Annotated in this window: 13 protein-coding genes; 10 read left to right on the top strand and 3 right to left on the bottom strand. The window is 44.2% G+C overall.

Going from position 1 to position 15,087, the window contains the following annotated elements; translation table 11 throughout:
* The first annotated feature begins 50 nt into the window (after positions 1–50).
* A complete protein-coding gene (locus GSY63_RS02485; protein ID WP_166584240.1) occupies positions 51–812 on the top strand; it encodes a pyridoxine 5'-phosphate synthase in 762 nt (253 codons plus the stop codon).
* A 140-nt stretch (positions 813–952) separates the two neighbouring features.
* Positions 953–3,862, top strand: a complete 2,910-nt coding sequence (gene gcvP, locus GSY63_RS02480; protein WP_166584239.1) for an aminomethyl-transferring glycine dehydrogenase — start codon at positions 953–955, stop codon at positions 3,860–3,862.
* Positions 3,863–4,454: 592 nt separating this feature from the next.
* On the opposite strand, the gene GSY63_RS02475 is transcribed toward gcvP, so the two are convergent.
* Both GSY63_RS02475 and treF read right to left on the bottom strand, forming a co-directional pair.
* Entirely contained in the window at positions 4,455–5,348 is an 894-nt protein-coding gene (locus GSY63_RS02475; RefSeq protein ID WP_166584238.1) for a flavin reductase family protein, read from the bottom strand.
* Positions 5,349–5,543: 195 nt separating this feature from the next.
* Positions 5,544–7,133 (bottom strand): alpha,alpha-trehalase TreF, encoded by a 1,590-nt coding sequence (gene treF, locus GSY63_RS02470; protein ID WP_166584237.1) that lies wholly within the window; start codon positions 7,131–7,133, stop codon positions 5,544–5,546.
* Between the two features lie 123 nt (positions 7,134–7,256).
* Between treF and GSY63_RS02465 the strand changes: the two genes are divergently transcribed.
* The 5 genes from GSY63_RS02465 (at position 7,257) to GSY63_RS02445 (ending at position 9,989) form a co-directional block, all read left to right on the top strand.
* Positions 7,257–7,856, top strand: a complete 600-nt coding sequence (locus GSY63_RS02465; protein ID WP_166584236.1) for a YceI family protein — start codon at positions 7,257–7,259, stop codon at positions 7,854–7,856.
* Between the two features lie 115 nt (positions 7,857–7,971).
* Entirely contained in the window at positions 7,972–8,391 is a 420-nt protein-coding gene (locus GSY63_RS02460) for a response regulator (RefSeq protein WP_166584235.1), read from the top strand.
* 103 nt (positions 8,392–8,494) lie between these two features.
* The gene (locus tag GSY63_RS02455) at positions 8,495–8,824 is read left to right on the top strand and encodes an ArsR/SmtB family transcription factor (protein WP_166584234.1); all 330 of its coding nucleotides are present in this window, start codon (positions 8,495–8,497) and stop codon (positions 8,822–8,824) included.
* Positions 8,825–8,871: 47 nt separating this feature from the next.
* Entirely contained in the window at positions 8,872–9,438 is a 567-nt protein-coding gene (locus GSY63_RS02450; protein ID WP_166584233.1) for a DUF6428 family protein, read from the top strand.
* A gap of 134 nt (positions 9,439–9,572) precedes the next feature.
* Positions 9,573–9,989: an arsenate reductase ArsC gene (locus GSY63_RS02445; RefSeq protein WP_166584232.1), complete on the top strand. Its 417-nt coding sequence runs from the start codon at positions 9,573–9,575 to the stop codon at positions 9,987–9,989.
* Positions 9,990–10,172: 183 nt separating this feature from the next.
* Here the strand turns inward: GSY63_RS02445 and GSY63_RS02440 are convergent, their stop codons facing one another.
* Positions 10,173–10,949 (bottom strand): MBL fold metallo-hydrolase, encoded by a 777-nt coding sequence (locus GSY63_RS02440; protein WP_166584231.1) that lies wholly within the window; start codon positions 10,947–10,949, stop codon positions 10,173–10,175.
* Between the two features lie 85 nt (positions 10,950–11,034).
* Here GSY63_RS02440 and recJ point away from each other — a divergent pair, with 85 nt between their 5' ends.
* The 3 genes from recJ to GSY63_RS02425 are packed head-to-tail and all read left to right on the top strand — an operon-like array spanning position 11,035 to position 15,059.
* Positions 11,035–12,744, top strand: coding sequence for a single-stranded-DNA-specific exonuclease RecJ (gene recJ, locus GSY63_RS02435; RefSeq protein ID WP_166584230.1), 1,710 nt, complete (start codon positions 11,035–11,037; stop codon positions 12,742–12,744).
* Positions 12,745–12,785: 41 nt separating this feature from the next.
* Positions 12,786–13,523, top strand: coding sequence for an LPS export ABC transporter ATP-binding protein (gene lptB, locus GSY63_RS02430; protein ID WP_166584229.1), 738 nt, complete (start codon positions 12,786–12,788; stop codon positions 13,521–13,523).
* A gap of 24 nt (positions 13,524–13,547) precedes the next feature.
* The gene (locus tag GSY63_RS02425; protein ID WP_166584228.1) at positions 13,548–15,059 is read left to right on the top strand and encodes a GH3 auxin-responsive promoter family protein; all 1,512 of its coding nucleotides are present in this window, start codon (positions 13,548–13,550) and stop codon (positions 15,057–15,059) included.
* The last annotated feature ends 28 nt before the right edge of the window (positions 15,060–15,087 follow it).

The raw sequence follows: 15,087 nt of genomic DNA, 5'->3' as shown, positions 1-15,087 counted from the left end.
TTGTTAAAGTGTAGTGGGATATTTACCACGGCAATCAATACACATCAACCATGACACGATTATCAGTTAATATCAACAAAATAGCCACCCTTCGTAACTCACGCGGCGGAAATAATCCCGATCTGATACAGGTAGCTAAAGATTGCGAGGCTTTTGGCGCGCAAGGTATAACGGTTCACCCACGGCCCGACGAGCGTCATATCCGTTATGCAGACGTATATGCTTTAAAGGAGATATTAACTACCGAATTCAATATTGAAGGTAATTGTGACGAAGAGAAATTTGTTGAATTGGTTTTAGCCACCAAGCCGCATCAGGTTACTTTGGTGCCCGATGCTTTAGGGCAACTTACTTCTAACCATGGTTGGGATACGGTTAATAACAAGGCGTATTTAACCGATATGGTAAAGCGTTTTAAAGATGCCGGTATCCGGGTATCGTTGTTTGTTGACCCGGTAGAAGAAATGGTAGCCGCAGCCGCCGAAACGGGAACCGACAGGGTTGAACTTTATACTGAAGGGTATGCCATTCATTATAACCAGGGGTTTGAATTAGCAGTGGCTCCATATATTCTTGCTGCAAAAAAAGCACAGGAAGTGGGTTTGGGCCTAAACGCAGGGCATGACCTCGACTTAAATAACCTTAGATATTTTGCGGATAATGTGCCGGGTTTGCTAGAAGTTAGTATTGGACATGCATTAATAAGTGATGCCCTATATTACGGTTTGGAGAATACCATACAGATGTATCTGCAGCGTTTGTCGCATATTCCGGCCGGAGGGCAAGAGGTGGGTACGATAGGTACGATATAAAAACGCCCATAGTCTACAAAATAAGTCGTTTTTGTGCCGGCATTTGCAATGTTAATTCTATTGTAAGTATTGCTTTACGAATTGTTACTCAGGTGTTAAAACCTTACCTTTGCGCCATTAAAACGTGAGGGGTTCCGTACATGAGTATCAATATCAATTATCAGGAAAAATTTCAAGCCAGACACATTGCGCCTAACGAAGCAGATACAGCTAAAATGCTGAAAACTGTAAAGGCCGATTCATTAGACCAACTGATTGAGCAAACTGTGCCAGCAAAGATCAGGTTAAAGAAACCACTTAACCTGCCAGCAGCCAAAAGTGAGTTTGATTACCTGAATACTTTAAAGCAAACAGCTTCAAAAAACAAGGTGTTCAAATCTTACATCGGTCAGGGTTATTATGATGTAATTGTGCCGGGTGTTATTCAACGCAACATTCTCGAAAATCCGGGATGGTATACTCAATATACACCTTACCAGGCAGAGATTGCACAAGGCCGTTTACAGGCTTTGTTAAACTTCCAAACCATGGTTATTGATTTAACCGGGATGGAAATTGCCAATGCATCTTTACTGGATGAAGGTACTGCAGCAGCCGAAGCCATGTTTATGCAATATACTTTGCGTAAAAATTCAGCAGCCAATATCTTCTTCGTTTCTGAAGATGTGTTTCCGCAAACTATCGATATTTTAAAAACACGTTCTGAGCCTTATGGTATCCAATTACAAATTGGCGATCACCGTACGGTTGAGTTAACCGACCAGATGTTCGGCGCTATTGTGCAATATCCTGCAGGCGATGGTAGCGTTTACAACTACACTGATTTCGCTAACGCGCTTCACCAGAAAAACATAAAACTAACTGTAGTAGCCGACTTAATGAGTCTGGTGCTGCTAACCCCTCCGGGCCAGTGGGGTGCCGACATTGTGGTTGGTACTTCGCAACGCTTTGGCGTACCGATGGGCTTTGGTGGCCCACACGCTGCGTTTTTTGCTACTAAAGAAGAATACAAACGCTCTATCCCCGGCCGTATTATCGGTGTAACCATAGATAGCGCGGGCGACTATGCATTGCGTATGGCTTTGCAAACCCGCGAGCAGCACATCCGCCGCGATAAAGCAACCTCAAATATTTGTACCGCACAGGCTTTATTGGCTATTATGGCTGGTATGTATGCCGTATATCATGGCCCACAAGGCATTAAATTAATTGCAGAGCGTATTCACGGACTAAGTGTTTTATTGGCTGAGTCGCTTAAACAACTAGGTTACGAGCAATTAAACGAAGCTTACTTCGATACCCTTAAATTTGATGTTGGCGATTTAGTTGGCCCGCTGCATGGCGAAGCGCTAAACAACGAAATGAATCTGCACTATAATGGTTCGGTAGTTAATATCTCGTTAGATGAAACCACCAACGTACAGGATATCGAAACCATCGTTCGTTTCTTTGCCAAGGTTAAAGGCAAAACCATTAACGATGTAACTTTCGACGAGCTTAAAGGCAGCATCGAAACCGTTATCCCGGCAGAATTACAACGTACAGGCGAGATCTTAACTCACGCCATCTTCAACTCGCATCATTCAGAACATGAAATGCTGCGTTATATTAAATCTCTTGAGGCAAAAGATCTTTCACTTTGCCACTCGATGATTGCCTTAGGTTCATGTACCATGAAACTAAACGCAACTACCGAAATGGTGCCGGTTACCTGGGCAGAGTTTAGCAAAATGCACCCGTTTGCACCAACCGATCAGGTGGGTGGTTACATGCAGATCTTTAGCGAACTAAATGATTGGTTAAGCGAAATCACTGGCTTTGCAGCCATGAGCTTACAGCCAAATGCAGGCGCACAAGGCGAGTACGCTGGTTTAATGGTGATCCGGGCTTATCATAATGATAGAGGCGACAGCCACCGTAACATCGCGCTGATCCCGTCATCGGCACATGGTACTAACCCGGCTTCGGCAGCTATGGCTGGTATGAAGATAGTGGTTGTAAAGTGCGACGAGTTAGGTAACATCGACGTGGCCGACTTGAAAGCCCGCGCGGAGCAATATAAAAACGAACTATCGTGCCTGATGGTAACGTACCCATCAACTCACGGTGTGTTCGAAGAATCTATCATCGAGATCTGCGAAATTATCCACGCTAACGGTGGACAGGTTTATATGGATGGTGCCAATATGAATGCACAGGTTGGTTTAACTAGTCCTGCCAATATAGGTGCCGACGTTTGTCACCTTAACTTGCACAAAACCTTCTGTATCCCTCACGGTGGTGGTGGCCCTGGCATGGGCCCAATTGGTGTAGCGGCTCACTTAGTGCCTTACTTACCAGGTCACGCGGTGGTAGATATCGATAAAGGCAAATCAATCCCTGCTGTTTCTGCAGCGCCTTGGGGTTCTGCTTCTATCCTGATCATCTCTCATGCTTATATAGCTATGATGGGCGGCGATGGTTTAACTAATGCAACCAAATACGCTATCCTGAACGCTAACTATATCAAATCGCGCCTGGAGGCACACTATCCTGTGTTGTACGTTGGTACAAACGGCCGTTGTGCACACGAAATGATTTTAGATTGCCGTTCATTTAAAAACTTTGGCATTGAGGTTACAGATATCGCTAAACGTTTAATGGACTACGGTTTCCACGCGCCAACTGTATCATTCCCGGTTGCGGGTACGGTAATGGTTGAGCCAACCGAATCGGAGCCTAAGCACGAGCTTGACCGTTTCTGTGATGCCATGATTGCCATCCGTTACGAAATTGACAGCGTAGAAAAAGGTATCGCCGACAAAACTGATAACCCATTAAAAAATGCACCTCACACCGCAGCCGTAATTACAGCAAACGAGTGGGATCATCCATACACCCGCCAAAAAGCAGCCTTTCCGCTGCCTTATGTGGCGCAATACAAATTCTGGCCGTCAGTTGGTCGTGTGAACGATACTTATGGTGACAGAACCTTAATCTGCTCATGCCCTCCGTTAACGGACTATGAGTTTGAAGAAAGTGAAGTAACTACACCTGAGTTCGGTACCTGAGAATAGAATTTCTCGAACCAGAATTTAAGAATTGCCGGAATGCGTTTAGCATTCCGGCTTTTTTTATGGTCTTAAACCGGAATTTATAAGATTTAAGAATTATAGGAATGACACAGCGTAAGACAAATAATCCTGTCAATTCCCGAATTCTGAAAATTCTGGTTCAAGACAAATTCACATTATTGGAGTGGTGCATGGTGCAAAGTTCCACATGCACCACTGTGTTCCTACTTAAAAGTCATTTTGTTGATATTTAAAGTGTATTGTATTGGTATGTAGTGTGTTATGTTATTACTTAAAAATCGATCTTGGCTAAGATGCACCACTTTTACTTACTTTAAAGTCTTTTTTTATTTCTTGGCTGCACCACACAGATTTCAGAACCCGCACTCAGGGTACTACTCGAGCTTGGACGCTCGTACTAAATTGAGTTTAAGCGTGGACGCTTAAACTTGCGGGTGAAGGGGATGGAAAAACGTAAATTCAAGCGTCCACGCTTGAATTATCTTCCTGGGTAAGCATCCTCGCTTACGTTTCCACTTAAGCGTAAGGAATAAGTTTAATTTCAACATCTGCCTAAGGCTTAAATAGATTACATCAATAACACTTTCCAGGCATCCGTTACCCGACCGTCCTCTAGCAATTGTTTGGCTTTTAAATGCAGCTGTAGGGTGCGGGTGTCGCCTATAGAATTATTAACCAGGTCTTTCATTTCATCGGTTTCACTAAAAGTTTTTACGTCCTCGTCAGATGGTAGCGTATCAATAAGGCCCAATAATCCCAGGTTGTTCCCGGTTAATATTTTGGAGTTTTTAACCTCCTCAGGAAAAGCATCAAAGCCAATAGCTATTCCGGCACTACCTGCTGGTTTGGCTATTTTAAATAAATTATCGCCGGTTACCCTACAATACCAATCGCCGCCTAAACGCGCCACCAGGTCTATTTTATGTGGGTCTATTTTGCCGTTATTATCCAAAATAGCTTCATTGATATGAAGCCGTTTCACCTCGGCAATAACTAAATTGCCCGCTCCCCCGGTTTTTCCTAACGATATCACGTCAACCACCACACATTCCAATTGAATGGTTGATTCTGCTACCCTCGGTGGCTTTACCGTTTCCGAAGCCAATTCCGTAAACCCTGCTTTCGAAAATTCATTTACGCCTTTCGGGTAATCCATACTACTTAAATAAGTCTGTTGCACCATGTCGTAGTTCACAATATTAATTACGCACTCAGGTACTTCCAAAACGTTTTCGAGCGTGTGTTTAGTGGTGTTATCGCGCGCCCTGCTGGTAGGCGAAAAAACGCATATCGGCGGATTGATACTAAATACATTAAAGAAGCTAAAGGGACTTAAATTAACCAGGCCGTTTTTGTCAATAGTGGATGCAAAGCATATTGGCCGGGGTGCTACGGCATAGTGCAAATAGGCCTGCATTTCGGCTGGTGTTAACGATGATGCATCAATAGTTTTTAACTTCATTCAAATTTAATTTAAGGCTTACATAACATCAGTCGCAAGTTACGCTTACGCTAAAGTTGCGACAGGGCACTTATTATCTTAACCCGTCATCCCGAACTTGTTTCGGGAACCCATAGTACAGGTAGCCAATTTATCGCATATGCTTAGCAAGTGGGGTGCTGAAACAAGTTCAGCATGACGAATTGATCTTTTTTTTTACAGCGTCGATTCCAACACCTTCTCGTTAGATTTGATCTTATACGTATTCATCAGCTTTAGCAATACCCCGTTAGTCCAGCCGAAACCATCCTGTAAAGGATATTCGCCGCCTCCGGCTTTTGCTGCATTGTTTTCGGTATTATATTTTTCCATTAGCTTGCCGGTTTGCTCAAAGGCATCGTTGTTTATTTTAACCCAGCGCAAGGCAATTAATTTGGCCAGGCTGTCGAGGTGGTAATTGTGGAGCCCTGTAATAGCAATATATTGCAGCGGTGCCCAGCCATTTGGTCTGTCCCATTGCTGGCCGGTTTTTAATTGGGTAGTAGCTACACCTCCGGGCTGCAAAAAATTGCCTTTCACTATAGCAGCTACCTTTTTTGCCTGCGGCATATCGGCAAGCATAAAAAATAGTGGATATGCCGTGGCAATACTAATCTGCGGCGACTGGGTTTTCAGTTTCCAATTATAGTCGGCAAAACAACCTTCGGTAGCGTTCCAGCAGTATTTGTTAATGGCGGCCTTGCGTTTAAAAGCTTTAGCCAAGTATAATGAGGCTGTCTTTTTATCTCCCTTGATCTGGTACGATTTTGCGATCACAGTTTCGAGGTGATACAGCAGCGAGTTCAGATCTATCGGGGCAATATTAGTGGTTTGTATGGTGTACAAGTGTTCGCCATCTGCCAACCAGCGGCTGCTAAAATCCCAGCCCGACTCGGCCGCGGCCCTGATGTTGCGGTAAAACTCCTCAGGCTTTTGCTGGCTCTTTTTAGCCTCGAGCACATCCTCCCGGTAAGATTCTTCGCGTGGTTTGTCGCTGGCATCGTAATAACGGTTAAGCAAGGTTCCATCGCCCAGGCGCACCACATGCTCAAAAGCATTGCCAGGTTTTAGGGTATCACTACCATTCATCCAGTACCTATATTCTTTAACCAACTCGGACTGATAGGTAACCAGCGTTTGCGGTCCTTTTGTTTTAGCGAGTAATTCTACCATCAGTGAGAAAAATGGCGGCTGCGAACGGCTGAGATAATAGGTACGGTTACCGTTAGGAATATGGCCATAAGTATCTATGAGGTAAGCGAAGTTTTTAATGATGTTTTCTATAACCGTGTACCTATGGCTTTCCTCCAACCCAAGCATGGTAAAGTACGAGTCCCAGTAATAAACTTCCCTGAAACGGCCACCAGGTACAATATAAGGGTGGGGCAGTGGTATAAGCGATGTACCCTTGGTGGTGTCGGCCACACGCAGCAAAACATTCCAAAGGGTGTCAATATGCTTGCGTATACCTTCTTTAATATCCGTTTTAAAAATAATGCTGCTGCCAACGGGTGCATTAAAGTTTTGATGCACAAAATCGGCCAGGTTAAAATCGGGCTTATTCTTTAATGCTTCGTATTCCTTTACTATCTGTTCGGGATCACGGCGAGGCGTAGCGTCGGGGAAGGTTTTGCCGTCGGGATATATTTTCTGCATCTGCACTTCCTCAAACAAATTACCGTATAATTGCGCCGGTGTTTTTATTTGCGCGTAGGCCAAACCCAGGCTGCAGTTTAGCGCCAGTAGTACCAGTACTTTCTTCATCATTGGTATTATCTTCTCATTAAACAAGATACAACGATTTGTCAGCATAAAGCAAAAATATTAAATACGTGTTGCAACATGTATTTTTTACGTTACCTTTGTTCTACAAATTTGAAACGAAATAAAATGAAAGCACTTAAATCAATCGCAGCAGCCTTAGCAGTAGTTAGTCTGTTTGCTTTTACAACCAACAAAAATGAAACTACTTATAAAGTAGACGCTCAAAAAAGCAACATTGAGTGGACTGGTAAAAAAATCGGTGGCGAGCACAAAGGTACTATCAAAGTATCTGGTGGTAACGTAGTAACCAATGGTAAAGCTCCAGTTAGCGGTACTTTTACTATCGATATGAAATCAATCGCTAATACCGACTTAACTGATGCTGATTATAATGCAAAATTAGTTGGTCACTTAAAATCAGATGATTTCTTCGGTGTAGATAAATATCCAACTGCACAATTCGTAGCTACTAAAATTACCCCTGCTGGTAACGGTGTTGCAAACGTAACTGGTAACCTTACTATTAAAGGCACAACCAACGCAATTACTTTCCCGGTTAACTATTCTGTAAACGGTAACACTTTAACTGCAGTTGCTAAAGGTGTAGCTGTTGACCGTGCAAAATACAATGTTAAATACGGTTCGAAAAGCTTCTTCGAAAGCATTGGTGATAAAGCGATCGAAGACAACTTTATACTAGACATTACGCTTGTAGCGCAAAAATAATTCGCTAATAAGTAGCCAATTGATAAAAAACCCGGAATAAAAGTTTGTTCCGGGTTTTTTATTTATCACATTTGAGAATAAAACCTTTTATTTGTGACTGCGTATAAGCATTTATATGACTAATAATTCCCGCTCCGTTAGTATTTTGCTTGTTGATGATGATGAAATTAACAACTTCATCTCGATTAAGCTCATCAAAAAAGCCCTGGTCAGCAGTGAGATCAAAGCTTGTCTTAATGGCAGGTTTGCGATTGACGAACTGCTGAAGATGCAGGCTAACGGCCCGGAAAATCTGCCCGATTATATCCTTTTGGACATAAATATGCCCCTGATGAACGGTTGGGAGTTTTTGGACGAGTACAAAAGGTTGAACATAGACCCTACCGGAAAATCTAAAATCTTCATCATCTCATCGTCTGTTTTCAGTAACGATATTAACAAAGCTAAATCTTACTCACTGGTAAAAGATTTTATATCGAAACCACTTAACATTGATAAGATTCGCGAATTATTTGGCGTAGAGAACCACGCTTAAGCAATAAAAGCAACAACAATTTTGTTTAAAATATAAAGGGCCTGATAAAATTATCGGGTCTTTTTTTGATTGTGATTTTTTTAATCGTAATATTGCGATGGATATGGGCATCACCAAAACAGAAATATTCTCTGAAGAGCAAAACAGGCTGGCCTTATTGCTTAAAGCAATTGCACACCCAGCCCGTATTGCAATTTTGCAACACATTATTGCAGCCAACGCCTGCATCTGCGGCGACCTGGTAGATGAACTGGGCCTGGCACAGGCAACCATATCTCAACACTTAAAAGAATTGAAGAACGCAGGTATTATTCAGGGTACTATAGAGGGAGTTAAGGTGTGCTATTGCATAGAGCCGAAAACATGGAGCTTGCTTCAAGCACAACTAGGCAATTTCTTTGCTGCTTATAAAGGTAGCACGGGCTGCTGTTAAAAAAATTTGATCAAATCAATCGTAATATTACAATAGATATAAATGTTATGAAATACACAGAACTGATGAACTGGCAATCATTTAAGGATACGTTATTACAACATCCCAACCTTATACTGCAATTTCAATATACGGCCAATACCTGGGTTGATGCATCTTATCACATTACAGAGATTAAACAAGCGCCCATTACGTCGGTAGACTGTGGCGGTAAAATGAATAGCTGGACCGAAATTATTGTGCAATTATGGGAACCTAAAGAAAGCGAAGGCAACCGCGCCATGCAGGTTAGCAAGGCGCTTTCCATTGTCGAATTGGTTGAAAAGGCCCTGCCATTAAACCCACTGGCAACGGTTAAGATCGAATTTGGTAATTCGCAATTTGATACCCGCCAAATGTATCCGGGTGCAATATTGGTTGAGGGCGAGAACCTAATCGTTGATCTCAACCCGGACTTTACTCAATGTAAAGCTATTGCCAGAGGTGGCAGTTGTGGCACTGATGATAATGGTGAAGAATGCTGTACGCCAGCTGCAGCGGGTAAACCCAAGATTCAGCTTAAAAATCTGGCTCAAAGTGGGGCGTCTTGTACACCGGGATCAGGCTGTTGCTAATGTTACTTAAACTCAAAAGATATAAAAAGGCCATTGTAATTACGGCATCCGTGTTGGTATTGCAGCTGATTTTTGGCTGGGATGCCAAGTTTTGCATCATCAACCTTATTTGGTTATTAGTTTAAATAGAAGGAATGAAAAAAGTATTGGTACTATGTACCGGCAACAGCTGCAGAAGCCAGATTGCTGAAGGTTATCTGAGAGAATTTGCGGGCGATAGAGCGGAGATTTACAGCGCTGGAATAGAAACACACGGTGTAAACCCCAAAGCTATCGAAATTATGAAGAGGGACGGTATTGATATATCGGGCCATACCTCTAATAACATCGATGAGTATGCAGATGTCAACTTCGATTTTGTAATTACCGTGTGTGATAACGCTAAAGAAAATTGCCCCTATTTTCCATCAAACGCAACGAAATTACACTACAACTTCCCCGACCCAGCCAAATCCTTTGGAAGTGAAGAACAGGTAATGGAACAATTTCGTAGAGTTAGGGACATGATCAAGATCTATACCCGCGATTTTGTGGATGGGAATTTTAGATAGTGTGGATATTTTCTTGTATTATCTTTGAGTAGAAATAACTATAGACCAGCCTTTTAACGTTCCTCATTGGAGGAGGCGGCTGCCAGTGTGGTGGCAGGGAGGGGTTTTGCGTATGCTAAGCAATAACAGAAACCCCTCCCAACCCTCCCGAGGGAGGGAAGAATAACTTCTCTTTAGCTAAGACTAAACAGCAGGTGTTACACTAAACGCATCGTGCTCCAACAACCTCACATTGCCAATAGGCATTGTTTTGGCGTGATAAAACAGGCAGGTCCAGCCTTCGGCTGCGGCTTTGTGTCCGTAAATGTCGCGTAGCTCCATAGCCTTGCGGCCATCAAAATCGTACTTGGCTATAAACTTGCGTAGTAGTTGTTCTGGCTCAGGTAATTCGTCGCCGCCGAAAAAGATCTTTTTGCCCTCGATATCAAACCAAAAAACCTGGTGAAAGGGACAATGGCCACCAGAAAGCTCATATTTAATGCCCGGCATAAATTCGCCTGAGCCTTCCAGGAAAGTTATATCGGCCGAACGCTGCAGTGATTCAAACACTTCAGCGCGATAAGAGTATGATTTACCGGAGAACGCCGTTTCCCACTCGCTGCGTTGTATCACATGTTGGGCCTGCGGAAAGCTGGGATGCAGGCGGCCGTTCTCTTCAAACACTAAGCCACTGGCATGGTCGTAGTGCAGGTGCGACATCATTACCTTGGTTACATCTTCCGGGTCGAACCCATGCTTGCGGATGTTTTTGTGGATAACTAATTCGCCATCGTCAGCTTTCATGCCCAGGCCCGTGTCGAGCACCATCAAATCCTTATCAGTTTTAATTAAAAAGGGGTTTACATGGATAAAAATAGATCCTGGTCTCGATTTTGCATCATCCTTTGTGGGGTCAAAAGGGATAAACTTTTTAGTGGCATCAACCGAATACGAACCTTCTCCTAACGCAAAAACTTCCATGTTATATTATATGTGCTTTTTTGACCTTACCTTTGTTTGTTAAATTAACCGGATAATTATATTTACGGTTTAAACACACAAAGATATGCAAAAACGGTGGTCGGTGCGCGAGATGCCAGATCAGGGAAATGTAGAAAAGCTGGCTTCCGAACTAAACATCGATCCGGTACTGAGTGCGCTGCTACTGCAACGTGGTATTGCCGATTTTGAAGAAGCGAGGTTCTTTTTCCGCCCGGATATCCGCCACCTGCACGATCCTTTCCTGATGGCCGACATGGAAAAAGCTATCAACCGGATAGAAAAAGCCATTGACAAGGGTGAAAAAATAATGATCTACGGTGATTACGACGTAGATGGTACTACTGCAGTCTCAATTGTGTACAGTTTCTTTAAAAAGTTTACCGATAACATCGAATACTATATCCCCAACCGCTACACCGAAGGGTACGGCATATCAACCCAAGGGATTGACTATGCAGCGGCCAATGGGTTTGACCTTATTGTTGCTTTGGACTGCGGTATTAAATCGGTTGATAAAATAGCACACGCAAATAGTCTAGGTGTTGATTTTATTATCTGCGATCACCACTTACCCGGCGATCAGTTACCCGAAGCTGTGGCAGTACTCGATCCGAAAAGAAGCGATTGCGATTACCCCTATAAAGAACTTTCGGGCTGTGGGATCGGTTTTAAACTGATACAGGCCTATGCCGAAAAAAACGGCATCCCTTTCGAAGAAATAAGCTGCTATCTCGATCTGGTAGCCATTAGCATAGCCTGCGATATTGTACATATTACCGGCGAGAACCGCACGCTGGCACATTACGGTTTGCAGCAGTTAAATACCAACCCTTGTACCGGCGTTAAGGTATTAATGGAAGTGGCGGGTAAAAAAGAGCGCGTGAATATTTCTGATGTGGTATTTCTACTCGGTCCGCGCATCAATGCAGCGGGCAGGATTGATGATGCCAAGCATGCGGTAGAGCTTTTAATTGCTACATCGATGGAAGCTGCACGCGAGAAAGGTGCCCTCATCAACATTCAGAACACCGAACGTAAGGGGCACGATCTGTCGATAACCGATGAAGCGCTGAGTATCATTAAGCAGGATGAGGTGCTGATTAACCGTAAATCGACCGTGGTCTTCAATGAAACCTGGCACAAGGGTGTCATCGGTATCGTAGCATCGCGACTGACTGAAAAATATTATCGCCCTACGGTGGTGCTTACGCGTTCTAACGGGCATGTAGCAGGTTCAGCACGCTCGGTATTGGGCTTTGACCTGTACGAGGCACTGAGTGGCTGTAGTGACTTGTTAACCCAATACGGCGGCCACAAATACGCGGCAGGTTTAACCATGCCGCCGGAGAACGTGCCCGCCTTTATGGATCGCTTTGAGGAGGTGGTTAACGCCACCATTACCCCCGAAATGTTAATACAGGAAATCAGGATAGATGCCGAGATAACCTTGGATCAGATCGACAGCAAATTCTTCCGGGTGCTAAGCCAGTACGGCCCATTTGGCCCGGAGAATATGACGCCTGTGTTTTTATCGCGTGGGGTAAATCTGCACAACCAGCCTTCGCTTGTTGGTATGGACCATTTAAAAATGTGCGTAATGCAGCAAGGTTCGGCTATATTTGATTGCATTGCCTTTGGGCAGGCACTTTGGCTGCCCGAGTTAAAGCGCGGGCTTCCGTTTGATATTTGTTATACGATAGAAGAAAATGTTTGGCGCGATAGGCGGTCTATCCAGTTGAACATCAAAGGAATTAGATTAAGCGACCAATTATAAAAAACCTGCCGGGCTTTTTTCGGTTAGGATAAAATTAAGATATGATATTACGTGCCGAGCACCTGGTAAAGAAATATAAACAGCGTACCGTTGTAAACGACGTATCGTTTGATGTTGCGCAAGGCGAAATTGTTGGTTTGCTTGGCCCTAACGGTGCCGGTAAAACCACTTCGTTTTATATGATCGTGGGGTTGATAAAACCCAACGAAGGCAAGATCTATTTAGAAGAAAAAGACATTACCGGCGACCCAATGTACCGCCGCGCCCAAAAGGGCATCGGTTACCTGGCGCAAGAGGCTTCGGTTTTTCGTAAGCTTTCGGTAGAGGATAACATTAAGGCCGTGTTGGAAATGGGCGACCTGGACAAAGTTCGTCAGCAGGAAAAACTGGAAGAACTGATAGACGAGTTTAGCCTTCACAAAGTGCGCCGTAACCGTGGCGACCTGCTTTCGGGAGGTGAACGCCGCCGTACGGAAATTGCCCGTGCGCTGGCTGCCGAGCCAAACTTTATCCTGCTGGATGAGCCTTTTGCAGGGGTTGACCCCATCGCAGTAGAAGAGATCCAGTCGATGGTGGCTAAACTAAGGCACCGTAACATTGGCATCCTGATTACCGACCACAACGTACAGGAAACGCTATCTATTACCGATAGGGCTTACCTGTTGTTCGAGGGTAAAATTCTCGAGTCGGGCGTGCCTGAGGTATTGGCTGCTAATGAGATGGTACGTAAAGTATATCTCGGAGCAAACTTTGTTTTAAAACGCAAAACCTTTTTATAATACCATACTAACTAACCATTATCTATGACCCTCATTAACTCCGTTGCTACCTGGCTCATGAAGAAACGCATGCACCAGATAGAGCTTTTTATGAAGTACCCCAACGAAGTACAAGAGGAGTGGTTTGAGAAATTAATATCGGGTGCAGAGAACACCGAGTGGGGTAAAAAGCATCACTACAAAAGCATCAGCAACCTCAACGAGTTTAAACAGCGGGTGCCCCTGCAAAACTACGACAGCCTGAAACCCTACATAGACCGCATGCTGAAAGGCGAGCAGAACGTGTTATGGCCGTCAGAAATCAAGTGGTTCGCAAAATCATCGGGCACAACCAATGACAGGAGCAAGTTTATCCCGGTAAGCGAGGAAGCCTTGGAAGAGTGCCACTTTAAGGGCGGTAAAGACATGTTGACCATGTACTTTAACAATCGCCCCGATTCGAAACTTTTTACCGGCAAAATTTTAACGCTGGGCGGCAGCCACCAGGTGAGCCAGCTCAATGCAGATACCTTTTTCGGCGACCTATCGGCGGTAATTATGAAGAATTTACCTCTGTGGGCGCAGTTCTATCGTACTCCACACCTGGATATTGCCCTGCTGGAGAACTTTGAGGAGAAGATAGAGAAGATGGCCTACGCCACTAAAGATGCCAACATGACCGGCATTAGCGGTGTGCCTACCTGGAACATCCTGCTCTTTAAACGTATCCTCGAAATTACCGGCAAGGATAACCTATTGGAAGTTTGGCCTAATCTGGAGCTATATTTCCATGGTGCGGTAAACTTTACGCCTTACCGCGAGCAGTTTAAAAAGCTGATTCCGAGCGATGATATGTATTACCTCGAAACCTACAATGCAACGGAAGGTTTCTTCGGGATTCAGGATCTGGAAGAGCCGGGCGAAATGCTGCTGATGCTGGATTACGGGATTGTGTACGAATTTTTGCCGATAGAACATCTTGGTGATGAACACCCCGAAACACTTACGCTTGATGAGGTGGAAATAGGGAAAAACTACGCCCTTATCATCAGCACCAATGCTGGTTTATGGCGTTATATGATAGGCGATACCATTAGGTTCACGTCATTAGCACCATTCCGGATACAGATAACCGGGCGTACCAAACACTATATTAATGCCTTTGGCGAAGAAGTAATTGTAGATAATGCCGACCGCGCCATTGAAGAGGCCTGTCGCCAAACCGGTGCCGTAATACAGGATTATACCGCTGGTCCGGTTTATTTTTCTGATAAAAAAGCCGGCGGGCACGAATGGATCATTGAGTTTGAAAAAAAGCCGGCCGAGTTCGACAGGTTTGTAGACCTGCTCGACGAGACCCTGCGCAAACTCAATTCCGACTATGACGCCAAGCGTTTTAAGGATATGGCATTGCATCGCCCGGTAGTGCATGTGGCTCCCTGCGGTACCTTTTTTAAATGGATGAAGCAGAAAGGCAAGCTTGGCGGGCAGCACAAAGTGCCTCGTTTAGCCAACAACCGCGAGTACGTGGAGAGCATCCTTCAATACCTTAACTAACACCGGACTGCCTTATCTTGGTAATTTG

This window comes from Mucilaginibacter agri (assembly GCF_009928685.1).
GTDB classification, from domain to species: domain Bacteria; phylum Bacteroidota; class Bacteroidia; order Sphingobacteriales; family Sphingobacteriaceae; genus Mucilaginibacter; species Mucilaginibacter agri.
This window is presented reverse-complemented; position numbering and strand designations above follow the sequence as displayed.

What these genes read in the sequence shown, in the direction of transcription:
- GSY63_RS02485 (WP_166584240.1), top strand. Translation starts at nt 51, where the DNA reads ATGACACGATTATCAGTTAATATCAACAAAATAGCCACCCTTCGTAAC.
- gcvP (WP_166584239.1), top strand. Translation starts at nt 953, where the DNA reads ATGAGTATCAATATCAATTATCAGGAAAAATTTCAAGCCAGACACATT.
- GSY63_RS02475 (WP_166584238.1), bottom strand. Translation starts at nt 5,348, where the DNA reads ATGAAGTTAAAAACTATTGATGCATCATCGTTAACACCAGCCGAAATG.
- treF (WP_166584237.1), bottom strand. Translation starts at nt 7,133, where the DNA reads ATGATGAAGAAAGTACTGGTACTACTGGCGCTAAACTGCAGCCTGGGT.
- GSY63_RS02465 (WP_166584236.1), top strand. Translation starts at nt 7,257, where the DNA reads ATGAAAGCACTTAAATCAATCGCAGCAGCCTTAGCAGTAGTTAGTCTG.
- GSY63_RS02460 (WP_166584235.1), top strand. Translation starts at nt 7,972, where the DNA reads ATGACTAATAATTCCCGCTCCGTTAGTATTTTGCTTGTTGATGATGAT.
- GSY63_RS02455 (WP_166584234.1), top strand. Translation starts at nt 8,495, where the DNA reads ATGGGCATCACCAAAACAGAAATATTCTCTGAAGAGCAAAACAGGCTG.
- GSY63_RS02450 (WP_166584233.1), top strand. Translation starts at nt 8,872, where the DNA reads ATGAAATACACAGAACTGATGAACTGGCAATCATTTAAGGATACGTTA.
- GSY63_RS02445 (WP_166584232.1), top strand. Translation starts at nt 9,573, where the DNA reads ATGAAAAAAGTATTGGTACTATGTACCGGCAACAGCTGCAGAAGCCAG.
- GSY63_RS02440 (WP_166584231.1), bottom strand. Translation starts at nt 10,949, where the DNA reads ATGGAAGTTTTTGCGTTAGGAGAAGGTTCGTATTCGGTTGATGCCACT.
- recJ (WP_166584230.1), top strand. Translation starts at nt 11,035, where the DNA reads ATGCAAAAACGGTGGTCGGTGCGCGAGATGCCAGATCAGGGAAATGTA.
- lptB (WP_166584229.1), top strand. Translation starts at nt 12,786, where the DNA reads ATGATATTACGTGCCGAGCACCTGGTAAAGAAATATAAACAGCGTACC.
- GSY63_RS02425 (WP_166584228.1), top strand. Translation starts at nt 13,548, where the DNA reads ATGACCCTCATTAACTCCGTTGCTACCTGGCTCATGAAGAAACGCATG.